A 23,131-nucleotide genomic window follows, 5' to 3' on the forward strand; every position below is an offset into this window, starting at 1 on the left:
GAAATCTCCCCCAGGCGTGTGCATGATGCCCCAAGGTTCGGCGCGCGTGTCCATGATCGCTCCGTCGGTCCCCAGGAGATACGCTCGGACCGAGGACGTGCCCCAATCGAGCGCCAGCAGAGGCGGTCTTCCGGTCATTGCATTCCCCCAGAGGCTTGGTGGCCTATTGGGGAGTACCCTAACGCGGTAACCGGCCTCTCGGCCAGAGCGGGACGGCGCGCTGCCTCTGCGCTCCCGCGGGAGCGGTCGGCTTCCTGCATCTGCCAGGGGCGGTCGTGCCGATGTTCATCCCGTTCGGCCTCTATCAGGGGATCTTTTCCCGCACCTTCGGCGCGGCCATGACGCGCAGGACTCGTCGCGGACCTGGTCGTGGGTAACTTCGACGGCCGGCGATCGCCCGCCATTGCGGATCGGCAGCGGCGAGGCTGTCGAAATCAGCCTGCACCTGGTCGAGCATGCTGCGGGTCAGGTCGCAAACGCCTTACCGCCGGGGCTCGTGCGGATCCCCGGGGCGAGCCGCGTCCAGGGATAATCCGCCGGATCGGCGGCCATCGGGCCGGGCGCCTTGGCGATGAGGATTTTTTCCGCGATTGGCTCGAAATCAGCGCGAAAATGCACTGAGCTTTTGTTCACCAGAATTTTCATGGCTTCCGGCTGGATACCGGCGACGCGATAGAGATTGCGGTCTAACATCTGCGATTTCACAGAACTGACGACGACGCGCACGTCGTCGATGCGGAGGCAGGCAACCGGCCCTAGCTCAACCTTCACGCCATTCAACATTGGCCCGTCGAACACCAATCGACCGTCAGATAAGGTTTCCACCTCGAACACCGCCTCCAACGGGTTATCACCTGAAACGCCAGACCTCCCGCCAAGAGCGAGATGCAGGCTCGCCCCCTCCCCTGCCTGATGCGCGGCGCGCGCCGCTTCTGGATCCCAGATCAGGCCGATCGCCGCCCCCTTCGCCTGGTTCGTCAGTAGCGCCCGCAGCATGCCCATGGTGTTTGAATCCCCGCCGGCACCTGGATTGTCCTGCGTGTCCGCGATGACAACCGGCCGGCTGGCCAATTGCGACAACAGGATTGCTTCAGCGACCGCGTCCTCCGGTGCGAGGAAGGGCACAGCCCAGGCCAGTTCGTCCCTGGTGAAACGCCCGACGAGCTGGCCTATCGTCTTCTCCAGCACAGCTTCCTCCGTTCCATAACCCCAGACGACCGGACCGCATTCTGGAAAATCCGCTGCTGGAAAGCCTGGGGCGAACGAAACCGAAAGTACACTGTCAGTCTCACTGGCGGCGACGTCACGATAGGCTGTTCGCGCCGGCTCCAGTTGCGTGCACATGCCGTTGATGGGAATGAGAAACGGCAACCGGCGCCATTTGCAGACAACCCTCTTCCCCGCCTCCCTAGCAAGAAGAAAACGCTTCAGGAACATTGCGACAGCTTCCCCGGTGTCAGCCATGTCGACATGCGGATAAGTGCGGTATGCGACGAGACCGTCGGCATTGCTCAGCATTTTTTTGGTGACATTGGCGTGCAGATCGAGCGAAGCAACAACTGGTATCTTCGACCCGACTAGTCCGCGGAGACGCGCGAGCAACTCGCCCTCGCCGTCATCCAGATCTTCGGTCACCATCGCACCATGCAGATCTAGATAGATCGCGTCGAATGTTTGCCGATCCGCGGCGTCAAGAATTTCGCCGGCGATGCGCTCGAATGCGTCCTGTGTGACATGGGCGGACGGGCTGGCAGCGGCCCAGATGACGGGAACGATTTCGTGCCCCTCCGCCAGAGCCGCTTTGATAAAACCTCCGATGGGGATATTGATATCACGCAGCGACAACAATGCTTCGCTGCGTGCCATCGCCGGATGGCCTTCGCCCTTCAGAAAGTTTTCATACACGGCCTTGGTCGGCGCAAAGGTATTTGTTTCGTGTTGGAATCCCGCAACGAGAATGCGCATGGACGTTAGCCCCCGATGAACAAAATCAAGCGATTACCAATATTTTCATTTAAAACCTGTGGCATTTTGAGAGAGAACCTCTACCGATCGGGTTGCAGCTTCGACACGCGGCGGTGAGGATTGTGCCTCAGGCGGTGCCGCATCCAAATTCCAAGACCACACCGCTTTTACCCGCCCTATTGCGCGAGCGCAGGATAAGGCGCCTCACGCCTGAAGGCGGCATCAAAATCTTTTTTGGTTTGCGGACTGGCCAACGAAGCAACGATCGCCAACGCCACACCGAATAACAGGAAACTGAACGCCGCCGGGAAGGAAAAGGCATCGGCGATCGCCCCCATGATGAATGGCGTGAGGGCGCCGGCAAACTGGCCCCCAAAGTTCACGAGCCCCATGCCGGCACCGGCAAAGTCTTGCGGCAAAAGCCGCAACGGGACACCGTAGATCGGCATGAAGCAGAGGCTACTGACGCCAATCGCACAGGATTCCCACAGGATGAACTGTCCCACGGTCGTCGCCTTGATCATGACAACCAAAAACACGCCGGAGACGGCCATCGCCGGGGCGATGAGCCGGCGCATTTTGTTATGGAAGAAGCGGTCGAACAGATAGCCGCCGATGATTGTGCCGATGGTGCCAACAAAAAACGGTATCGATGTCAGTATACCGCTATTGCGCACGTTGATGTGGCGGACTTCCATGAGGTAGCTCGGCGTCCAGGAAATGAGCCCCCATAGGACGATATCATAACCGCAAAAGGTCGCGGCAATCAACCACAGCGCGCGGCTGGTGAGCACGCTGCGAAGGTCGAGGGAGGCTGCGTGCCGAACGGGCTCAGATGCATCTGCGCTGAGCAACGTGCGCGGCAGGAACTTCCACAGAGCAGCGGCCATGACAATGCCGAGAATGGCGACCAAAAGGAACGAATTCTTCCAACCTACGGCGGCGAGAGCCGGACCGGCGATCAGAGGAGCCAGGGCGGCGCCAAGCGAATTGGAGCAGAAGACCACCCCGGTGGCGGTGAGGCGTTGCTGCGGCCGAATGCGTTCGGAGAGCGCCTTCATCGAAGCGGCCGGGAACATACCTTCGCTGACTCCGAAAATCGCGCGTATGGCCAGCAGGGATACATAATTGAAGGCCAGACCGGTGAGGCCGGTGAAGACCGACCAGGTCCCGAGCGCGACGATCATCGTGCGTTTGGCGCCGATCTTGTCGGCCAGAACGCCGCCCGGCACCTGAGATGCCGCATAGGCGATAAAAAATACCGTGAGGATCAGGCCCTGTTCCGCCTTGTCGAGATGAAACTGATGGCCGATGGCCGGCAACGCCAAGGTGATGACGAGCCGGTCAATATAATCGATCACCCAAGCCAGAAACAGCAAGAAGACCGTAAGCCGAGCGACGTCTGAAGCTTTTCCACTTGAATCGCCACTGAAGCCACCATCATCTTTTTGATTCGATTCATGAACGGATGATTTCATCAATTATTATCCTTTCAAAGGACAATGATATTGACGCAGACATGCTTTTTTCTGTCAAGCAATTTTCATGAACAAACGCGGCATTTTCCTGACAGGATAATGCCGCGTTTTCGAAACCCCAACACAACATACTGACACAGCAATATCCTGCCGGATCAGGATATTTCAATGGCCTTTTGGCAGTTTCCGTTCCACCAGGGTGGCGTACAACCCGGCGCCGAGCGGTATCGCCTCGTCATTGAAATCGTAGCGGTCGTTATGCACGGGCGCGCTGTCCTCGCCGTTGCCGATATTGATATAGGCGCCGGGCCGGGCCTCAAGCATGAAGGAGAAATCCTCCGAGCCCATAACCGCCGGGCCGTTGCGGCTGACATTCTGCGCCCCCACCAATGCAGCGGCCGCGTCGGCGTAAGCGTGGGTTTCCACTTCGTCATTGACCAAAGGGGCGAACAGGAAACGGAAATCGATCTCGGCGGTAGCGCCGAACCCGGCAGCAACGCTGGTCGCCAGGCGCTTCATGTTGGCTTCCATCAACCCCATGGTCTCGCGGTGAAAGGCGCGTGCGGTCCCACGGACATAAGCGGTTTCCGGGATCACGTTATAAGCGTGGCCGGACTGCAGGCAGGTGACGCTCAGCACCGCCGCATCGCTTGGCTTGACGTTGCGTGAAATGATGGATTGCAATGCCCCCGTGATCGCCGCGGCGGCCATCACCGGGTCCGTGCTCTCCTCGGGCCGGGCGCCGTGCGCGCCACGGCCATTCACGGTGATATCGAAAAATGCGCCGCCGGCCATCATCGCGCCAGGACGGATTTCGAATTTACCAACCGGCAGGCCGGGGCGGTTATGCATGCCAAACACCGTGTCGCAAGGAAAGCGCTCGAACAGACCCGCTTTCAACATTGCCTCGGCCCCACCCAACCCCTCTTCAGCGGGCTGGAAAATGAAATTCACCGTGCCATTGAATTTTCCATGTTCGGCGAGAAACCGCGCGGCCCCCAGCAACATCGCGGTGTGGCCGTCATGGCCGCAGGCATGCATGCGGTCCGGGTTGGTGCTGGCGTAAGGCTTGCCCGTGGCCTCGTGGATCGGCAACGCATCCATATCCGCACGCAGGCCGATGCTGGCCGCGCCATTGCCCCGGCGCAGCACACCGACAAGGCCAGTGCCACCCACGCCGCGATGCACCTCGATGCCCCATTCGGCCAACTTGGCGGCAACCAGATCACTGGTGCGATGCTCCTCGAAGCCGATTTCCGGATGCGCGTGAATATCCCGCCTGATGGCGGTCAACTCATCATGATAGGTGCGAATGGTGTCGACAGCGGTCATGCAAACGTCCTTTCAGAAATTCACCCAGGCGGCATGCTGACGTTCCAGCGCCGCACGCCATTCGCTGAGGCTCCGACTTATCGCGAGACATTTCAAGCGGCTAACACGACCGCCATACGTCGAGGCGAGGAACCGCAGCGGAATGATCCCCTCATGCGCCGCAGCTTCGGCATGGGCGATCAGCGCGCCAGCATGGTCGTTTTTGTCAAATTGCCACGCTTCGAATTGAACCTTGGCAACCTTGCAAGGGCCGGTCGTCACGCCGGCAACAGGTATTTCTTCGGAATGGCGGCTCCCACAGTGTATTTCGGGTCGACAAAATTACCGAGCCGAACGCGGCCGCACTGGCTGAGCATCATATAGGCGTCCCATTGGTCGAACTCGTATTCAGCAGCCATCCAGCGGACCAACTCCCGATAGGCGATCCGGGTTGCATCCTCGAGCGGCCGAGCCGAGCCGATCGCCATGATGAACTCCTCTTTCTCCAGACGCGGCCATTCGATGGCCCAGCCCTTGATAAGGTCAACCCGGATGGTCGTGACGGATGGATATTCGACCGCGACGCCACAGACCTCGCCGTCCCCTTGGCAGGCGTGGGCATCACCGATGAATAGCCTGCCGCCCGGGGAACGAACCGGCAGATAGGTGATGCTCCCCGGCCCCATATCGGGCACATCCATGTTGCCGCCGTGATTATCTGGAGTGAGAGAGTTAATACTATCGATCTCGGGCGACAGGCTGAGCGTACCGATGTGAGGATTGTAGGGAAGCGTGACGCGGTCGCTCCAGAATACGGATTTCTCATCAAGATGAATCTTGCGGACTTTTTCCGGCAATGGCGCGTTGAGCGTCGCTGTATAGGCGGTCCCGGTAAGCGCGCCAAACTCGGGAATCATGCAGCACGTGCCACGGGGATTATGACCACGGGGCACCATACTTTCGATATGGACTGCGACAACGTCCCCCTTCTCTGCGCCCTCGATCATGATGGGCCCATTTTGCGGATTGAGAAAGGGCATGCGGAGTTTCTGGGTGGGCATATCCTGTTCGGTCTGAATCGCGCCCTCGAATGCGTCGCGCGTTTCGACCACAATACGGTCCCCAGGCTTCACACTAAGCGCCGGATCGGAATAGGGACCGATCGTGTAGTGGTATTTGCCTTGGACCGCCTCGGTCAGCTGATGCGTCACGGCAACGCGGTCACGCCCGACACCGCGTTTCGCCATGATCGATTCCGTAAGCCAATCTTTCGAACCCTCTGCCGGTTCCAGCATAACGAGTAATCCTTTCAGATGGAGAGATATTCGGAGAGTAGGGCTTCGTTTTGAATCTCGGCTTCACCGAGCGTAGAGACGATCTCTCCCTTGTCGATCACGTAGGCCCGTTGGGCCACATGCTGCATGAGGTCGAGATTCTGTTCGACGATCAGGATGGACAGGCCGTTCGTCCGATTGAGAGCGAGCAAGGCTTCACCGATCTCCTGAACAATGCTCGGCTGCACGCCGTCGCTTGGCTCATCGAGCAGCAGGAGCGCAGGCCCCGCGATTAACGCGCGAGCAATCGCGAGCATTTCTTGCTGACCACCACTCAACGTACCTGCAAGCTGGCGCGAACGCTCCTTCAAGACCGGGAACGTCGTGTAGATGAGGTCGAAATCCAGGGCCTTACCACCACCGATGAAGCGACCGGTGCGCAGATTTTCGTGCACAGTCAGGCGTGGGAACACCTGACGTCCCTGTGGCACGTACCCCATCCCGCGGCGCGCCCGGTCCTCCGCTCGGAGCGCCGTAACATCGGCATCCGCAAATCTGAGCCTGCCCCGGCGGACCGGCAGCAGGCCGATAACGGTGCGCATCAATGTGGATTTGCCGGCGCCATTGCGTCCGATGACACCGACGATTTCTCCTGCAGCCATGCTGATTGAAATATCTCGAAGCACATCGCCCGTGGCGTAGCCGCTCCATACTCCTTCTGCGGTGAGGATCATTGCGCGGCCGACCTCACCTTGCCGAGATAGATATTGCGTACATCCTCGCGGGCGGTGATCTCGTCGACCGTACCCTCCGCGAAGACCGCTCCCTGATGCAGCACCGTAACCGTCTGAGCGACGGCGCGCACAAAGGCGATGTCGTGTTCGACCACAACGATCGCGAGACCCGCGCGGTTGAGTTCCTTAAGCACGTCGGCAGTGCGCATCGTCTCGGCCGGCGACATGCCGGCGGTCGGCTCGTCGAGAAGCAGAACGGTCGGAGCGCGACCCAGTGCCATGCAGATCTCCAGCCATTGCATCTCGTGATGCGCGAGGCGCGAAGTCGGCAAATCGAGCTTGTCCGCTAAGCCGAAGGCGACCAGGGCCATGCGAAAGTGCAGCGCATCGGCCGCCATGCTGCCGCGCCGCGCGGTCTCCAGATTCTCGGAGACACTCATCATACGGAAGGTTCTATTGCTCTGGAAGGTAAGGCCGATGCCGAACCGCACCCGCCGAAACGGCTCAAGCTTCGTCACGTCGTGGCCGTTGAGCAGGATACGCCCGGAATCCGGCTTCTGGATGCCGCAGAGCAGGGTGAAGAACGTGGATTTCCCGGCGCCATTCGGCCCGATCACGCAGCGCAGTTCGCCTTGCATGAGGCTGAAATCGACTGCATTCGCCGCAACGACGCCACCAAAGCGCTTATGAAGTGCCATTGCCTGCAGGACATGAGGATTCTTGCTCATGCGACCTCCGTCTTGCGGATGCGGAACCGCTGCGCGAGCCGCACCAGGCGGAGAACGATCCCCTCCGGCGCGAACAGCATGACGGCAACGAGAAACACGCCAATGATCACAAGCGCATACTGATTTCCGGCGGAGGAGAGGATGTAACTCAGTTGGTTCAGCAGGAAGGTCACGATCGCGACGGCGAGGAGACTGTCGCGGCCGGCGACTGCCACCCAGATCACCGGCAACGCCGCCTGCTGAAGGCTGGTGACGGAGGGAGTGATGTAATTTCCCCATTGCACGTAAAGAAGCCCGCTGATGCCGGACAGCACAGCGGCCAGCACGAAGACGAACAACTGCTCCAGCCGCACATCGTAGCCGAGCAGCTCGGTGCGTATGACATCCTCGCGGATCGCCATCAGAACCTGACCGCGATGGGAATTCACGAAAGCACGTAATCCGACGAAGGAAACTAAGACGACGCCAAGAACGAGGTAGTAAAAGGCATAGTCCTGAAACACAAAGCTTCCGATCTGGAATGCTGGAATGCCAGTCATCCCGTTATAGCCGCCCAGCGCGACTTGACCGATCGTCCATTGTGCACCTGCTGTAAGGCCCAAGAAAGTATTGAGCAACAAGGCGAGCACAAGGGTTAGGATCGGCACGATCCAGGCAGCGACGCGCGCATAGAAGATGAAATAGCCGAGGGCTGCGGCGAGAGCCGCCGCTGCCGCGAGTCCCGCGAGGGAACCCGCCCAAGTTGCCCAAGTAGCATCCGGAAAATTTCCAGAGACGATGCCATAGACATAGCCAGAGACGGCAAAGAACGCGACTTGCCCGAAGCTCAGAACCCCTCCGTAGCCCCAGAGCAGGCTGAGGCCGAATGCCATTGGTATATTCAGCAAATAATAGGCAACGTTCGTGGCGCTGAACGACGAGGCGATGGCAGGATAAGAAAGGAAGCTGATGGCGACAAGTGCCATCGCCAGCCACGCCGGCTTCGTGCGGCCGATATCGTGCGGCCCGGCGAGCGCGCGACCCAGGCAGGATCTGAGAATTGGTGCAGCCATTTTCACGCTCATCGCGCCAGCCTCGGAAGCAAACGCCGGCCGAGCGAGGAGACACCACCCGGAAGAATGCGAATGACGACAAGGGCGGTGACGAGCAGCGCGACACTGCCCCAGAAGCTTCCGAGCAGAAACGAGACTGGCGTTTCTACCAGCGAAAGCAGAGCGCTGCTGCCAACCGCGCCGCCGATCACACTGGCGCCACCTCCGACGACGACAGTGATGAAAGCCGGTGCGACAAATTGCTGGCCCATAAAGGGCGCTATGGAGGTTGTTGGCGCCAGCAATGCGCCGCTCAGCCCGGCGAGAGCAGAGCCGATACCGAAGGTGATCATGTAGATTCGGTTCACCCGAATGCCCAAAGCCCGTGCCATAGCCGGATTCTGCATCGCCGCGCGCGCCTCCAGTCCGAAATTTGTCGCGCGATATACCCAGGCCAATCCGGCGAGAAGCACCACACAGAACACAATCAGGAAAAGCCAATAGATTGAGAAGGAATAGACGCCCACCGAGATCGAGCCCCCGGGTATAGCGATCGGCGGCATGAAGGGGCCGAAAGCGAGCAAGGCCCCTTGGGCGAGAATGAGGCTGATGCCCCAGGTGACCACCAAAGCACCTAATTCGCGGCCGTAGAAATGCTGGACGATTAGGCGTTCGAGAATCACCCCGAAAAGCCCGACCGCCGCGGCGGCGAGCAAAACGGCGAGCGGTAGAGGAATCCCCTGATGTACGGCGGCACTTGCCGTATAAGCACCAAGCATCATGAACTCCCCGTGGGCGAGATTGATGATGTTCATCATCCCCAAGATGACGATCAGCCCAAGCGCGCATAGCAGCAAGAAGGAGGCGTTCGTGCCGAACTGATAAAGAATGCTGATCGTATCAGCCATTGAACTACGCCGGTGCAAACATCTTGAAGAAAGGGTCCTCGGCCGGTGGTATAGAAATAGAGCTGCTTATGCTGATCGACGATCGGGCGTATGGCCTCCCGCTCCGCACTGGCGAAACCCGCGAAAAGGACATCCACACGGTCCTGCTGGATCATGCGGCGGGCGAGCTGCTGCCAGAGTATGTTGTTCGACTGGCCGTCCGCGGAGATTAGCTGCAGTGGCTGGCCCAGCAGCCCCTTCTCGCCGGAGGAGACAAGAATTTCGTCGGTGTCGGAAGTGACGACCGCCTTGTTGCTTGGCGTGCCTCCGTCGCTCACTACGTTGAGCGTCCCGCCGCTGGTGGTTAAGGTCGGCGGATTGGGGGCATAGAGCCCGTAGCTCCCGAGCACACCCATCCCAACCGGCCCACCGGCGAGCGTATAGCCGTCATTGATCTCCTGTACCGCAAGCTGCGCCGCATGCAGCTTTTGGATACCATAGATCGAAAGATTACCAGACTGGTCTTCGATGAATCCAATCTTGACCGACTTTTCGCTTGCCGCGCGGACGATGGATGGCCGCGCGAGCGCTACTGTGGCTGCTGCTGCGCCCGCTGTCACGAGAACAGTACGCCGCGTCGGGCCGGGTGCGCCATTGGGCGGGGTCGTTTCTTCGTTCACGGAAACCTCTCTTGCTTTCAGATCTGCTTGGATGTCCGCCGGCCGTTGTCGCGACCGACAGCGAAGGGTGTGCGCTCGTCGCTAAGATGGGCTACGAGCACGGGCCGCGCCACAAGCGTGGCCGCCAAAGCCTCGACAGTCATGCGCGCCTGCATGGCTGCGCGTCGCAGCCGGTCGAGCGCTTGCGTCTCGTCAAGACGATGTTGGCGCATCACTTCGAGAACTGCCCGCACGACAAGCGGCCGCGCTCTCAGCCGTTCAGATAATTCGCCGACTGAATGCCGCATGCGCTGAATTTCGCCATGCAGGTGATGGGCGACCACAAGCGCTTGAAACGCCCCGCTCGATCCGATCGGTTTGGTCATGAAGGCACATGCAAAATGCGAGAGCGCCCATTCGATGCGGCCCGGCGCTTCCGACCCCAACAGCGCGACCAACGGCACAGGCGGCGGCGAACGCCCCCAGGAAAATAAAGAGTCGCACCCAGAATCGGCATCAAAGAAAATTACGTCGGCTTCTGCGGCAACACGCGAGAAGCACGCTGTCGGCGGATGCGCCTGTACATTGAGGCCAATTCGACGAAGCTGCGCCTCAAGCGCATCACGGTTACGATCTGCACGATGAATGATGAAGGCGGAATGACCGGAAAAGCTGGGCAAGGTCATTGGCACCTCACGAGACGCAGCTGCGGGCCCCCGCGTCGGGGCATGCCATTGGCAACCGCGGCTGCTTTCGGCGAAAAGGCGAGGTAAGGATCGGGGCGGTACGGAGTGCTCGCTTCCCACTGGATTTCGAAACTGCCTTCCGCTGTGACGGTGCCTATTCTCGGGGTAAGCCAGGCGTGATTGTTTTCCGGATCAACCCACATATCGCCTTGCGGCGCAGAAAGTCGGCAGGCATAAGCCGCCTGCTTCACTGGGCCTAGCTGATCAGTTTTGGCCTCGTGCAAACTCGCAGCGAGAAGCAGCATCGTCATGTAGGCAGCCTCTGAATCCGCCGAAGTGACGCGATTGCCCCCGAAGCGTTCCCGGAAGGTCCGAACGAAAGCGACGTTCTCCATACTCGTGATCGATTGGAAGTAGACGCTCGCGGCAATATGGCCAGCGGCCACGCCGGGCCCGATTGCGTGCAACTCCGGTTCCGATAGCGAACAGCTCAGGATGGGACGCTTGGTCGGCAGGAAGCGTTCGTCGTGCTGCGCGAGTTCGTGATAAGCGCGATAGAAGGCATAGCAGGACTCACCAATGAGTGTATTGAACACGAAATCAGGCGCGCTTTCGGAAATTTCTCGGATCGCAGCACGCACATCGGTCGAGCCGATGGGTAAATAGCGTTCACGTAAAATCGTACCTCCGCCAGACTGCACGAGGTCGCGCATGATCCGGGTATTTTCCCAAGCCCAGATATAGTTGCTGCCGATGCAATAGGTGCGTCCGCCGTAGCGCGGCAACGCCCAATTTGCCAACGGAACGACATGCTGATTCGGCGCCGCGCCGGTGTAGATCACGTTCGGGCTGCTCTCAAATCCCTCGTAATGCGAAGGGTACCAGAGCAGCCCATCGAATTTCTCAAGACTCGGGATAATCTCCTTTCGGCTTGAGGACGTGTAGCATCCGACAATGTGACGAACGCCGTTCGTTAGCAGATGATCAGCCGCGGCGCGGTAACGGTCAAGCGAGCCGCCCGGATCGACGACACACGGCTCCAGCCTGAACGCACCGTCTGCTCTGGCATTCGCCATGTCGAGCCCGAGTAGGGCGCCATCGCGGAGCTCCCGCCCGATGGTTCCGTACGGGCCGAGTGTCGAAAACAGGATACCGATGGGAATACGGTGTCCGGCCTTTTGCATCGGCGATCGATCTCCTCCTTTCTGGCCTTAAAGCAAAAAAGCCCTCTGGCAGACTGGAGCTGCCGGAGGGCCTATTTGCCGTTCCCGATGCGACTGCACCGAGCTATGAGAAAGCGCTTTATCATGACGAGCCGTTTGAAACGGCTACGTTCGTATCATCATCGGCTCGATAACGATTTGTCAAGCGCCGTTTTTCCGAGCGTCGCTTGGCTTTTTTGCTATTCGCGCAAACTCTGCACAAAAGTTGTTCGAGACGCAACATTCGCGCCGCACATTTGCTCGAATTATAAACAGTTCACGCCAGCATGCCGCGTCCTCCACTTCCAGGAGTGGGGTGATGCGGCCATCGCGGGCTTCTAGAATATGTCGGTGCGCATGAATTGGCACACTTGAAATACCGGTCGCATGGTCAGGAGTTCCGGGCATATCTTGGCCCCATGCAGCCAGACTATCAAAAACCGAAAGGCTGGCTCGATACCCATCAAGGGCCATTGGACGGCCGTTTGGATCCGGGCGCGAATCGGCGCCCGACCGTCATGACATGTCGACTGGCAGTAACCGCTCAAGGTCCATTTCATGAGTGAGTTTGGCGAGGTCGCCGGCCCGCTCGCCACCGGCGAAAACCTCTTCTCGTTCCAAGAGGTCCGCAATCTGCTCCGCTATGGCGGCATGCGCAGCGATCGGGACATTCTACAGTTCGATTGCGCGCTGTCTTATGGGCTTCCCGACTATATGCGCACGCTTGATCTCTTGCGCGGTCATGGCTGGTCCTGGCGCCAGGTGCATCCCCACGGTGGGCACCAGATGTCGCTGTACCTCGCCGCTGGCCTCGGGCTCGGCGGCAACGAATCCTATCCGCGCGTGTTTCAACCCTTCGGCGGATTCGCAATGCTCGCCCGATCTGAACCCCATCGAGCAGGTCTTTGCCAAGCTTAAGCACCGCCTGCGCGAAACCCAGCCAGGATCAGGGAGAGCGTCTCCGCCGCCATCGGCGCCATTCTCGTCCTATACCGCTCAAGAATGCGCCAACCACCTCAGACACTCAGGATATGCGCAAAACTAACCACCGCACGCTCTAAGTAGCAGGCGTACCAATCGCCGTTGCGCAGAAGAGGTCGCGGTCCGATCGGCCAAAATTACGCCTACCCTTCGGTACGCTTCACATCGTCCAAGCGGCAGGGCAGCTGACGTGCCGCGAGGAAAACACCGACGTGGAGGCCGCAGAGAAGCAGAAACGCCCAGGCGTAAGCGATCGCCACCGCCGGGCCGGAAACATGCGGCCCCAGCCTCCAGGCAAGGAATGTCGCACAAAGCGTCGTCATGATCGGCCCGCCGAGACGCTGGGCGATGTTCAGCGAGGTCGTTGCCATCGGCAGATCCTGTTTGGGAACAGAGGCGTAGGCGGCAGTCATGGACGGCAGGCCGACGGCGCTCATGCCCAATCCGCGAAGGAACAGCACGGGAATCAGTATGAACAAATTCAACCCGTTGAGCGCGAGATAGAGAAACGGCATCGTGGCAATGAATGTCAGCAGCGCACCGCCCGCCGATACGGCGCGGATGCCAAACCTGTCGATCAGTGCGCCCATCTGCGGATAAGTCACCAGCATGCCCAGCCCGAGCGGCGCCAGCATCCAGCCCATCTCGGCGGGCGCGCGGTCGCAAGCTTGAATCAGAAAAGCAGGGATAAGCATCTGCCCCGCGAACTGCACGCCGTTCGATAGAGACTGCGCCATGACGGCGGTCGAGAAGACCCGAACCTTGAACAACCGCAGATCAACTAACGCCGCATCGCCTTTGCGCCGTGCCGCCCAGAGAAAACCGGAAATCATGATGATACCGGCCGCGAGCGTTGCACTGCCCGTCATCTGGCCGATCTTGTCAGCGCCATAAAGACACAGCGCCAATCCTGGTGACAGCAGAGCGAGACCAAGCCAGTCCAGCTTCTTATCGGTCACCGCTTCACGGTCCGCCGGCAGGAACAGGACCGCCAACAGGAAAGCAAGCGCCCCAACCGGCAGATTGACCAGGAAAAGCCAGCGCCAGGACGCATATTGCAGGATGGCGCCGGCGATGATGGGACCAAAGACCGGCGCTAGAAGAACTGGGAGCGCCATGTAACCGGCCACGCGCGCCATATGCCTGCCGGCCGTCTTGGCGATCATCATCTGCGCCATGGGGGCAAGCAGGCCGCCACTGACGCCTTGGAGAATGCGGAACGCGATCAGAGCGTCCGCCGACCAGGCCAGCCCGCACAGCGCTGAGGACAAAGTGAAGCCCGCGAAACACCAAAGATAAAGCGATTTTGCACCGATACGGCCGACGAGCCATCCGTTCAGCGGCAGTGCCAGGGCCAATGCCAGAAGATAGCCGCTAATGACCCACTGAATGATCGAGAAATTCGCGTGCAAATCTGTCGCCAGGTTTGACATGGAGACATTGATGATGGTGGCATCGAGCTGCGCGAGCAGACCGCCAAACAATGCGACAGCGGCAATTCTCCACACAGAGGGATCGAGCCGGGTATCCTCCGCAGCGTCTTTCGAAGCCGGGCCTTGGGCCATGCGATTATGAACGCTTCGGCAAATGGCCACCGTGGAAGCGCCCAAATGTGCGCGCGGAAAATATGCCGATCAGCAGAACGCCCGCACCAGCGGCGATCACTTGATCGGCCGCATGCAGATTGAAATTGCCGACACAAGCCAGGAGGAGATAGGCGAAGACAAAGTTCGCACACCCCCAGAGAACATTGACGGTTGAGGAGGAAAGCCCCTGCCCCGGCGGCTTGGCGAAGGGGCTTTGAAACGCCTGCCCCATCATGCCGCTGACAAAATGCGGAACAGCGTTGGCGAGAAAAATGCCGCCAAACAGATACGATACGTCGTGAAGCCAATTCATGAGTGCGGGCTCCCTTTCAGAAGATAAATGCCGGCCGCCATTCCGCGGTTGGACCCGGTGCAGCGGCCTATTCCGCCTCACCCAGGCGCTTGATCAGCGCGACCGCGGACATCAGCGTCTCCCGCTCCGAGGGCGTGAGTCTGGCCATGGCTTCGAGCAGCCATTTCTGTTTCGCTGCACTGCGCCGATGCCGCGCCTGGGTCCCGCTCTCCGTCAAAGCGAACAGAACCTGCCGGCCATCGCGCGGATGCGGCTGGCGCGAGACCAGCCCCTCATCTTCCAACTCGGCAAGGGTCGCGCCCATGGATTGCGGCTTGACCCCCTCTGCCCGTGCAAGATCGGCCGTCGTCATCGGGCCAGCTTTATCAAGCCGTGCCAGGGCCATGGTCTGGGACCATGTCAGCCCGTCAGGGTTGGCATCGGCACGCAGGCGCCGCAAAAGCTGGCCGACCGCCAGCGAAAGTTCGGTAACGGCGGTCTCGGGGGGCGTTGGCATGTCGGAAAATCGATCCATGCCTCCCTCTACAACAACACAGTTAAACTTGCAAGTTTTCCTGTTTTAAATCTGGCGCGCGACGCATGCGGCGATTATCTCATGCCCGCCCAACACCAAGGCGGCCGGCGGCCTCGCGGGCCTCCGCCTCGCGGCGTGGCAGAATATCCGCCATCCTCTCCCGGTAGGCGGCCAGGATTGTCGCCGGTGCGGTTTCCGGGCGCCCCGCATCGAACGGCGGCGCCGGCGCATATTCAAGGCCGAGTTGAATGGTTTGCGCCAGTCCGTGCGATTAGGGGGCTTTGACCAATGTCTAATTTATTGAAATTGCACGAAATAGAATCGCATGATTAAAGGATTGTGACACTGAGAGTTGCCTGCAAGTGTCGCGTTCTTTAATTCGTAAGAATCCAGGACCTGACCGTGACTGTCGGTGCATTTTGCCTTTTAATTCGTGATAAAAAACCTTTTAGTTCGCGATAAAAACACTTTAATTCGTAATCCTAGCCAGTAGATCATCGAGATGCGGGCTGCCACGGCCATCCCGTAGTCTTCGGCCGACACGCCCCGCCTATTCACCGATTGGCTTGATGAAATCCGAGCGCTGGAACCGGTCGATGTTTCGTCGGACGACCCTCGAGGCCAGGAATTTCCAACAAAATCGCCCGTTTTGCCCGCATCAAACGCGGCCGTTTGACGGTCCATCTGGCCCCAGATAGTGCTCGTTTTCTCCCCACATAACCGCCCTGTCCTCGCCCGGCTCCTGTATGAGCGCACGCCGCGCGGCGGCACCAAATGGCACCCATTCTCGGTCAGGCACTTGCTGGGAAAAGCCGATAGCCTCGGCTTGCTACCGCCGCGCTTGTCCAGGAAGCCCGAACCGTCGGCCTAACCCCTGTTTTTATTAGACGATCTGGATCAGCACGCGCCGCGCGGATCGCACGTGCGTGCCATTGGGCCCCTGCACTGCGCGCTGGTAATCCCCACCGCACCGGTGCGAATGCGGCCCGACACCAGGCCATTGGCAACCAGCGCATCCGCCCCAACCTGGGCCCGGGTTTCGGACAAATATACGTTGGCATGGCAGAAAAGCTGGGGCTTTTGCCGGAGCCGCGTGAGCGGCTTAGTGGAGGCAGTCCATGGGCGGCAGAGGCGCCTGCCGCCTATGGGTTTTCCGATTACGCTCCGACGTTCCCCCTGCCCCGCGCGCATCCTTTGTACCGGTAGTCGCCATGCAGCGAGACGCAAAGCAACTCATGCCTTGCCGTCTTGCGCGGGAGGCGGTGCTGCGTATCGATTCCGACCTCGATGGGCGTCAGGTTGAACGAAGCCGCCGCACGCGCGGACAGCCCGTGGAAATTCGTCGACCAGGCGGAACGGATAAGCTCTACCTGCGCGAGATGCACCAGCAGCCGGTAGCCGATATGAGGCTGCGCGTTGCGCATCTTCTGCTGAAAGAAGGCCCGGCGGTCGTCCGCAACCGGGAAGCATTGCCGGATATAGAAGCCATATTCGTCTGGGGAAGCCTCCGCCGGATACCCACCCCGCTGATCGAGCCATTGCTGCGCCGCCGTACGCTAATCATTCCTCCCGCTGGACGGCCTGTCAGTCGATAGCGGCAAAGCTCGGCTGCTCGGCGCACACGCTGCCGGATTGGGTGAAGAAGGCCGAGATCGATGCCGGCAAGCGAGCCGGTGTGCCGACCAACATGGCCGAAAAGATGAAGGCTCTTGAGCGGGAGAACCGTGAGCTACGGCAGGCCAACGAGATCCTGCGCAAGGCGAGCGCTTATTTTGCCCAGGCGGAACTCGACCGCCCATTCAAACGATGATCGCGTCCATTGACGATGACCGCGAGGCGCATGGGGTCGAGCCGATCTGCAGGGTGTTGCCTCGCCCCGTCGACCGACCCCAAACAGGCTCTGGCTTTCGGACTTCACCTACGTCAGCACCTGGTCGGGCTTCGTCTACGTCGCTTTCGTCAGCGAGGCCGATTTGGATCACCGTTCGGTGCGCTTGCCAAGCACAGTCTCCGGTGGAAGCAGTCTCGGGCACTGTTGAGCAGCCTCCAAGATCAGTGCTTGCGTCATGTCCTCTACATCTGACCGCCGCTTCGGGGCCCAGGGAAGTGGTTTGTCTTCAGGGCGTATGCGCGGCTTATCGGCACGATCCAGGATGAATGGAGCATGTTTCGCAACCGCATCGCGGATCTGCCAACCGTAGCAGTATCGAAAAAATCCAATCCGCTCACGCAGAATGTCGATCGGTGATTGGGGGGGAATGAAGTCGGCCCATGCCGTGCCCGCCAGTTCGGCAGTATACCAAGCAGCAGCTTCGCGCCATGCCGCGGGGCGCAGGCGCGACCAGGGTTTGGACGAGGTGTAATGTTCGAGGTAGGGCGTAAGCTTGCCCCCAAACATCAAATAAAGTTCGTGAAGATTCCATCGCGGATCGAGTGGCGTCCACTTTCCCTCGAAGGCCACGTTGAGTGCGTCCTGATCGGGCGCCTCCAGGCAGCGGTCCGGGTGCTCAGCAAGAAAGCGCCGTGCGCGCTCAAGGCCGCCATCGGCAAGCGTCTTGGGCCAATCGAAGATCATGACGCCCGATTGCAGATAGGGGGCGTCGGGCGCCAAGAACAGATCGCGGCGGCGCCTTTTGATGTTGCCACTCACATAATAGATGAAGTCGTGGACGGCACCGACTGGTGCGCCGTACAAATTGGCGCCCAGGAGAGGCTCGAGCGGCGCGCACACGCGCGTATCGGCATCGAAATAAATTAGCCTTTCGTTGTCGGGTCCGAAAATAAAGTCAAAATATAATCTCAGGTAAGCAGCGCGCGGCCATCTCGTTGCAATCGGTTTGATGTTATTGGCCAGATCATCGCAGACGAGGACCTCGGCTGCGATACTACGGTCGCGAAAGAATTGCTCAACTTCATGTTGATCCTCGGCGTTTACATCGCAAATAACGAGGCACAACCGAATGTTCTCTTTGGCAGCCAGATGATCCCAAACTGACTTCAACTGGCAGCAAGCCGCTGGCAGATAGCCTCGGTCTGAGACTGTCGTAACCGTCACGTGCTCATTTGTCATGTTCACCTAGGCTCAGGACTCATTTCCTTGAGGTAGAACGCTACAGCAACCGCGATGCCGATTGCCGAGAAGAAGGTGTGCGCACCTGTCGTAGCGTGTTGCAATGCTCCAGCGCACCAAAGTCTTGAAAATCTTGTGTGGGCCGGAGGCTTTCGGCGCGTCTTTCCATTGCAGCCCGTGCTTAATCCCGTAGATAATGCCGCTGATCACCCGCCGGTCGTCAACACGCGGTACGCCATGAGAAAGCGGAAAGAACGGCGATATCCGCGCCATCTGGCGCTCACCCCGCAGAAACAAAACAAACATGGCGAAGCTCCCTTCGCCATGTCCAGAATTATACAAAAGCGCGCCGAGTCAAGAGCCTTAATGGGTCCTGACCCATAGGCGGAACCGGGGCTTTGACCTGTGCTTTTGTACCTACGCAATGTTAAACGGGGCATCCGTGGAACCACGAACGTGGTGTACCGCATCTGCCGGGCGTTGGAGCTGAATTGTTTCTTTAAATTTAATTTATACCGATTCGTAACCTTTTTGCAATTCCTATAACATTATTCCTATACCATAATAAATGCTTTATCGGGATAAATTCCATATAGAATAAACCAAAGCGACATGGAGGCCAAAATGACGCGGAAGTCCCTGTCAAGCACGCCCCGTGTGACGCTCGCCATGCCCGTATATAATGGCCAAAATTTTCTCCATAAATCGATTGAGTCAATTCTTACACAGAGTTTTATGGATTTTGAACTCATCGTGTCAGACAATGCCTCTTCAGATTCAACATGCGAGATCGTCGAATCCTATCAGCGGATGGATAGCCGGATTCGGCTTGTAAAGCATCCGCGGAATATTGGCGCAGCCGCGAATTACAACTTTGGATTTCAGCAGGCAAAAGGCGAATATCTCAAGTGGTGTGCACATGATGATGAAATCGACCGCACACTTCTTCAGCACCTTGTTTCTAAACTAGATGGCAATCAAGATCTTGCCCTTGCCTTCGGAAAGACCGTCTGCATTGATGAAGAGGGGCGCGAGATCCCGACCGTCGGCGTGGAGATGCCAGAAATTCTGGATGACGATCCGGTTGTTCGTTTTATCAAGGCGATTGCACAACTAGGAACATGCTTTCCGATATTTGGCCTGTTTCGCAAAAATGTTTTGGCAAAAACCACATTACACAGGCCCTATTATTCTTCCGACAAAGCATTGCTTGCCGAGGTGGCCTTGCTCGGGAGGCTCGGATTTGTTCCTGCCGCGATTTTCTTTAATCGTGAGCATAAACAAAGATCAATTAACCTGGCCAAATCAGAAAGAAGCGCATGGCAAAATGGCACGAAAAGCCGGTATGCTGCGGCTGAACATCTGAATCTTTTACGCCATTATTTCGAAATCGCGTGGCGCCACCAGAATGTTGCCCCTCCGCTTCGATTGACGCTGGCAGTGATTAGGTACGGGATCGAACCGATGCAACTTTGCCGGTATATCACGGAATGTGCCGGCCTCGTTTCCCCGAGCGCCGAACGGATTATAAAACGGAGCGCAGGCCGGCTGCTCGGCAGACGCGAATATTCGTGAACCCTTTCAAAGGTGATTTTTGATGAAAGTCGCAATTTTGGCAGGCGGGCTTGGATCCCGATTGGCTGAAGAAACTTCAATACGTCCGAAGCCGATGGTCGAGATCGGCGGTATGCCCCTACTTTGGCATATCATGAAAATTTATGACTATTGGGGGTACTCAAATTTTTGTATCGGCCTAGGTTACAAAGGCGATTATATAAAGCGCTGGTTTCGCGACTATTATACCATTGGTTGTTCAATGACGGTAAACACCCTATCCGGTTCGGTGGTCTCCTACCCTGATTCCAGCCGGCCGGAGTGGAAGGTCGACCTGGTGGAAACTGGCGAGAAGACCATGACCGGAGGCCGCATCAAACGCTTGGGCCCTTGGCTTGGCAATGAGACGGCGATGGTCACATGGGGTGATGGCGTGGCCGACATCAACATTCCAAAGCTCATTGAATTTCACAGGTCCCATGGCAAGCTCGCAACGATGACCGCGGTGCGGCCGCCGGCGCGTTATGGGCATCTCGAAATCAAAGGAAATCAGATCACCAGCTTTACTGAAAAGCCGCAACTCGGTGAAGGGTGGATCAATGGCGCATTCTTTGTTCTGGAGCCGGCCGTTCTTGATTACATCGATGGCGACGACGTGATGTTCGAGCATGCACCTCTATCACGTCTTGCCAAGGATGGCCAATTAATGGCGTACCGGCATGACTCGTTCTGGCAATGCATGGATACGATGCGCGAAAAACAATTGCTCACCTCCTATTGGGAAAGCGGAAAGGCCCCCTGGAAACTCTGGAGCGAGTAAATGAAACTCCTTGTCACCGGCCATCTTGGCTATATCGGTACGATCCTGACGCCACTGCTTCTGGCACGCGGGCATGACGTTAGCGGGCTTGACAGCGATTTGTTCGCGCGCTGCACCTTTTCCGGCGTCGTGGCGGACGTGCCGAAACTGGGAGCGGATATTCGTCATTTTGTTGCGAACAAGGCAGCAGCAATCGACGCGCTCGCTGGCTTTGATGCGGTGATCCATCTTGCCGGCCTGTCGAATGACCCTCTTGGTGACTACCATCCTGATTTGACGCGCGAGATCAACGCAGAAGCCTCGATCTGTCTTGCCAGGCTGACAAAAGCGGCCGGCGTGCCGCGCTTCCTGTTCGCGTCCTCCTGCTCCAACTATGGCGCGTCATCAAGCGAGTTCATAGACGAGTCGGGCCGGTTCAATCCCGTGACGCCTTATGGGCGTTCGAAGGTCGTGGTCGAGCAGGAAGTCACCAAGCTGGCCGATGAACATTTCAGCCCAACCTTCCTGAGAGCCTCAACAGCGTACGGTTTTTCACCGCGCCTTCGCTTTGATTTGGTCGTCAACAATCTGACGGCCTGGGCTTTCACGACAGGACAGGTGCGGCTGAAAAGCGATGGCCTGCCATGGCGGCCAATCGTGCATGTCGCCGATATCGCACTCGCTTACGCGGTCATCGCCGAAGCGCCGCGAGATGATGTTCATCTTGAAGCCTTTAACATCGGCCAGACCAGCGAAAATTATCAGATTCGGGATATCGCGCTGATCGTGCGGGATGCGGTGCCGGGAGCGAACGTCTGTTTTGCTGAAGATGCCGCTCCAGACCTTCGTAATTACCGCGTTGATTGTAACCACATCGCCCGCAAATTCCCCGGCTGGAAGCCGCAATGGACGTGCCGGCGCGGGGTGGAGCAACTGCTTGAAAGCTTTACGTCGAATCATCTTAGCGTCGAAGCGTTCGAAGGTGAGTCGTATAAGCGGATCGCGCATATCAAAGCCAGAATCGCTCGAGGTGAATTGACCGCAGACCTCTTCCAGTCCGAAACGCACGCCACCTCCTGAGGAGGCCGAAATGAATTTTCAAAACTTCAAGGGCAATCTGCGGGCCATTTCCCGAACAGAAACGGCGTGCCGCGCCTGCAAGTCAAAACGTATCGTTTCATTTCTCGATCTTGGCGTAACGCCGCTTGCCGACAGACTTCTGACAAGCGTATCCGAAAACGAACCGGTATTTCCGCTGAACGTCGTGTTTTGTGAAGAATGCGCTCTGGTTCAGATCACCGAGACGGTTGCACCCGAAATCCTGTTCGCCGATGCCTACCCGTATTATTCGAGCTTTTCTCCAGCGCTCCTCGCGCACGCTCGAGAGAATGTTCTGGAAATTCTTGCGTCACGAATGCTTAACGACAAGAGTCTTGTAATAGAATTGGCCAGCAATGACGGGTATCTTCTAAAGAATTACAAAGAGTCCGGAATTCCCGTACTCGGCATCGACCCTGCCGAAGGACCAGCGGCGGCGGCGGAATGCATAGGCGTGCCGACATTGCAAGACTTCTTCACCCTGGAACTCGCGGAAAAACTTTGTGCCGAGGGAAAATACGCGGATGTTGTCCATGCGAATAATGTTTTAGCTCATGTCGCGGATACGAATGGGTTTGTTCGTGGGTTGAGAGCAATCTTGAAGCCAAACGGTATCGCGGTTATCGAGGTGCCGTATGTTATGTCTCTGATAGATCACGTTGAATTTGATACGATCTATCATGAACACCTCTGCTATTTCTCTGTTACCGCGATCGACAACCTGTTTCGCCGCCACGGATTGTTTTTAAATCGGGTCAAGTTGCTTAAGATCCACGGAGGATCACTGAGGCTTTTTGTTGAACCGAAGGAGAACGTGACGGAAAGCGTTACGGCACAACTTCGTCTCGAACGAGAGCTTGGCCTCAACAGATTTGAATTCTTTCGTGATTTTTCAAATCGTGTGGCGACACAAAAAGCGGAGCTCGTGTCATTGGTGCATGAATTGAAGACACAGGGCAAGCGTATCGCTGCCTACGGTGCCGCGGCGAAAGGCGCAACGCTACTAAACTATTGCGGCCTTTCTTCCAAGGAGATCGATTTCGTCGTGGACCGCAACAGCTATAAGCAGGGCAAGTTTATGCCAGGGGCGCATGTTCCGGTATGTGACCCATCGGCGCTTCTTGAAGAGAAACCAGACTATGTCTTGCTTCTAACCTGGAACTTCGCAGACGAAATTTTCGAACAACAGGCGGCATATAGAGCGACAGGGGGTAAGTTCATCGTGCCTGTACCATCGCCGCGAATTATCTAGGAAAAAAGC

24 protein-coding genes, 4 pseudogenes and 1 other annotated feature are annotated in these 23,131 nt (G+C 58.1%); of the genes and pseudogenes, 8 read left to right on the forward strand and 20 right to left on the reverse strand.

Going from position 1 to position 23,131, the window contains the following annotated elements; all coding sequences use genetic code 11:
- The 14 genes from VNC39_RS16200 to VNC39_RS16265 form a co-directional block, all read right to left on the reverse strand.
- Nucleotides 1-138, reverse strand: a 138-nt coding sequence (locus tag VNC39_RS16200; protein ID WP_325400018.1) for a 2-dehydro-3-deoxygalactonokinase, incomplete at its 3' end; no start/stop codon positions are given.
- 166 nt (nucleotides 139-304) lie between these two features.
- Nucleotides 305-457 (reverse strand): hypothetical protein, encoded by a 153-nt coding sequence (locus VNC39_RS16205; protein WP_325400692.1) that lies wholly within the window; start codon nucleotides 455-457, stop codon nucleotides 305-307.
- 8 nt (nucleotides 458-465) lie between these two features.
- Nucleotides 466-1,965: a M81 family metallopeptidase gene (locus VNC39_RS16210; RefSeq protein WP_325400693.1), complete on the reverse strand. Its 1,500-nt coding sequence runs from the start codon at nucleotides 1,963-1,965 to the stop codon at nucleotides 466-468.
- 176 nt (nucleotides 1,966-2,141) lie between these two features.
- Nucleotides 2,142-3,443: an MFS transporter gene (locus tag VNC39_RS16215; RefSeq protein ID WP_325400694.1), complete on the reverse strand. Its 1,302-nt coding sequence runs from the start codon at nucleotides 3,441-3,443 to the stop codon at nucleotides 2,142-2,144.
- 165 nt (nucleotides 3,444-3,608) lie between these two features.
- Nucleotides 3,609-4,775: a M20 aminoacylase family protein gene (locus tag VNC39_RS16220; RefSeq protein WP_325400695.1), complete on the reverse strand. Its 1,167-nt coding sequence runs from the start codon at nucleotides 4,773-4,775 to the stop codon at nucleotides 3,609-3,611.
- Nucleotides 4,776-4,787: 12 nt separating this feature from the next.
- Nucleotides 4,788-5,036, reverse strand: a complete 249-nt coding sequence (locus tag VNC39_RS16225; protein WP_325400696.1) for a hypothetical protein — start codon at nucleotides 5,034-5,036, stop codon at nucleotides 4,788-4,790.
- Nucleotides 5,033-6,049: an acetamidase/formamidase family protein gene (locus tag VNC39_RS16230; RefSeq protein ID WP_325400697.1), complete on the reverse strand. Its 1,017-nt coding sequence runs from the start codon at nucleotides 6,047-6,049 to the stop codon at nucleotides 5,033-5,035. Before VNC39_RS16230 ends, VNC39_RS16225 begins: the two co-directional genes overlap by 4 nt.
- Before the next feature lie 14 nt (nucleotides 6,050-6,063).
- The gene (locus VNC39_RS16235; RefSeq protein ID WP_325400698.1) at nucleotides 6,064-6,762 is read right to left on the reverse strand and encodes an ABC transporter ATP-binding protein; all 699 of its coding nucleotides are present in this window, start codon (nucleotides 6,760-6,762) and stop codon (nucleotides 6,064-6,066) included.
- A complete protein-coding gene (locus VNC39_RS16240) occupies nucleotides 6,759-7,490 on the reverse strand; it encodes an ABC transporter ATP-binding protein (protein ID WP_325400699.1) in 732 nt (243 codons plus the stop codon). Before VNC39_RS16240 ends, VNC39_RS16235 begins: the two co-directional genes overlap by 4 nt.
- Nucleotides 7,487-8,554 (reverse strand): branched-chain amino acid ABC transporter permease, encoded by a 1,068-nt coding sequence (locus VNC39_RS16245; RefSeq protein WP_325400700.1) that lies wholly within the window; start codon nucleotides 8,552-8,554, stop codon nucleotides 7,487-7,489. Before VNC39_RS16245 ends, VNC39_RS16240 begins: the two co-directional genes overlap by 4 nt.
- Nucleotides 8,551-9,429 carry an ABC transporter permease subunit gene (locus tag VNC39_RS16250; RefSeq protein WP_325400701.1) on the reverse strand — a complete coding sequence of 293 codons (879 nt, stop codon included), beginning with the start codon at nucleotides 9,427-9,429 and terminating at the stop codon, nucleotides 8,551-8,553. Before VNC39_RS16250 ends, VNC39_RS16245 begins: the two co-directional genes overlap by 4 nt.
- On the reverse strand, nucleotides 9,354-10,088 hold the full coding sequence (locus tag VNC39_RS16255) for an ABC transporter substrate-binding protein (protein WP_325400702.1): 735 nt from the start codon (nucleotides 10,086-10,088) through the stop codon (nucleotides 9,354-9,356). The genes VNC39_RS16250 and VNC39_RS16255 overlap by 76 nt, the downstream gene beginning before the upstream one ends.
- Before the next feature lie 17 nt (nucleotides 10,089-10,105).
- The gene (locus tag VNC39_RS16260) at nucleotides 10,106-10,753 is read right to left on the reverse strand and encodes an ANTAR domain-containing response regulator (protein ID WP_325400703.1); all 648 of its coding nucleotides are present in this window, start codon (nucleotides 10,751-10,753) and stop codon (nucleotides 10,106-10,108) included.
- Nucleotides 10,750-11,937 carry a transporter substrate-binding domain-containing protein gene (locus VNC39_RS16265; protein WP_325400704.1) on the reverse strand — a complete coding sequence of 396 codons (1,188 nt, stop codon included), beginning with the start codon at nucleotides 11,935-11,937 and terminating at the stop codon, nucleotides 10,750-10,752. The genes VNC39_RS16260 and VNC39_RS16265 overlap by 4 nt, the downstream gene beginning before the upstream one ends.
- 365 nt (nucleotides 11,938-12,302) lie before the next feature.
- Between VNC39_RS16265 and VNC39_RS17495 the strand changes: the two are divergent.
- From VNC39_RS17495 to VNC39_RS17500, 3 genes and pseudogenes are all read left to right on the forward strand, one after another.
- Nucleotides 12,303-12,521 (forward strand): annotated as a pseudogene (locus VNC39_RS17495) (M48 family metallopeptidase); the annotation flags it as partial.
- On the forward strand, nucleotides 12,514-12,873 hold the full coding sequence (locus tag VNC39_RS16270) for a hypothetical protein (protein ID WP_413788796.1): 360 nt from the start codon (nucleotides 12,514-12,516) through the stop codon (nucleotides 12,871-12,873). The pseudogene VNC39_RS17495 and the gene VNC39_RS16270, both read left to right, overlap by 8 nt.
- Nucleotides 12,830-13,000 (forward strand): annotated as a pseudogene (locus tag VNC39_RS17500) (IS630 family transposase); the annotation flags it as partial. The gene VNC39_RS16270 and the pseudogene VNC39_RS17500, both read left to right, overlap by 44 nt.
- Before the next feature lie 79 nt (nucleotides 13,001-13,079).
- On the opposite strand, the gene VNC39_RS16275 reads toward VNC39_RS17500, so the two are convergent.
- The 4 genes from VNC39_RS16275 to VNC39_RS16290 form a co-directional block, all read right to left on the reverse strand.
- On the reverse strand, nucleotides 13,080-14,501 hold the full coding sequence (locus VNC39_RS16275) for a DHA2 family efflux MFS transporter permease subunit (RefSeq protein ID WP_325400705.1): 1,422 nt from the start codon (nucleotides 14,499-14,501) through the stop codon (nucleotides 13,080-13,082).
- A gap of 4 nt (nucleotides 14,502-14,505) precedes the next feature.
- Complete coding sequence (locus VNC39_RS16280; RefSeq protein WP_325400706.1) at nucleotides 14,506-14,835, reverse strand: hypothetical protein; 330 nt, start codon at nucleotides 14,833-14,835, stop codon at nucleotides 14,506-14,508.
- 67 nt (nucleotides 14,836-14,902) lie between these two features.
- Nucleotides 14,903-15,349, reverse strand: coding sequence for a MarR family winged helix-turn-helix transcriptional regulator (locus VNC39_RS16285; RefSeq protein ID WP_325400707.1), 447 nt, complete (start codon nucleotides 15,347-15,349; stop codon nucleotides 14,903-14,905).
- Nucleotides 15,350-16,506: 1,157 nt separating this feature from the next.
- A complete protein-coding gene (locus VNC39_RS16290; RefSeq protein WP_325400708.1) occupies nucleotides 16,507-16,773 on the reverse strand; it encodes a hypothetical protein in 267 nt (88 codons plus the stop codon).
- Between the two features lie 137 nt (nucleotides 16,774-16,910).
- Between VNC39_RS16290 and VNC39_RS16295 the strand changes: the two are divergent.
- Nucleotides 16,911-17,221, forward strand: a pseudogene (locus VNC39_RS16295) (transposase); the annotation flags it as partial.
- Nucleotides 17,114-17,228, forward strand: a sequence feature (AL1L pseudoknot). Its footprint overlaps the pseudogene before it by 108 nt.
- Before the next feature lie 99 nt (nucleotides 17,229-17,327).
- Here the strand turns inward: VNC39_RS16295 and VNC39_RS16300 are convergent.
- Nucleotides 17,328-18,419, reverse strand: coding sequence for a glycosyltransferase family 8 protein (locus tag VNC39_RS16300; protein ID WP_325400718.1), 1,092 nt, complete (start codon nucleotides 18,417-18,419; stop codon nucleotides 17,328-17,330).
- Nucleotides 18,420-18,524: 105 nt separating this feature from the next.
- Nucleotides 18,525-18,725, reverse strand: a pseudogene (locus tag VNC39_RS16305) (transposase); the annotation flags it as partial.
- Between the two features lie 318 nt (nucleotides 18,726-19,043).
- Between VNC39_RS16305 and VNC39_RS16310 the strand changes: the two are divergent.
- Genes VNC39_RS16310 through VNC39_RS16325 form a run of 4 tightly spaced genes read left to right on the forward strand, consistent with a single transcriptional unit; the run spans nucleotide 19,044 to nucleotide 23,122 of the window.
- Nucleotides 19,044-19,994 carry a glycosyltransferase family 2 protein gene (locus tag VNC39_RS16310; RefSeq protein ID WP_325400709.1) on the forward strand — a complete coding sequence of 317 codons (951 nt, stop codon included), beginning with the start codon at nucleotides 19,044-19,046 and terminating at the stop codon, nucleotides 19,992-19,994.
- A gap of 22 nt (nucleotides 19,995-20,016) precedes the next feature.
- A complete protein-coding gene (gene rfbF, locus VNC39_RS16315) occupies nucleotides 20,017-20,793 on the forward strand; it encodes a glucose-1-phosphate cytidylyltransferase (RefSeq protein WP_325400710.1) in 777 nt (258 codons plus the stop codon).
- The gene (locus tag VNC39_RS16320; RefSeq protein WP_325400711.1) at nucleotides 20,794-21,852 is read left to right on the forward strand and encodes an NAD-dependent epimerase/dehydratase family protein; all 1,059 of its coding nucleotides are present in this window, start codon (nucleotides 20,794-20,796) and stop codon (nucleotides 21,850-21,852) included.
- Nucleotides 21,853-21,862: 10 nt separating this feature from the next.
- Entirely contained in the window at nucleotides 21,863-23,122 is a 1,260-nt protein-coding gene (locus VNC39_RS16325) for a class I SAM-dependent methyltransferase (RefSeq protein ID WP_325400712.1), read from the forward strand.
- Nucleotides 23,123-23,131 lie beyond the last annotated feature (9 nt).

Source organism: Acidocella sp. (assembly GCF_035535915.1).
Taxonomy (GTDB): domain Bacteria; phylum Pseudomonadota; class Alphaproteobacteria; order Acetobacterales; family Acetobacteraceae; genus Acidocella.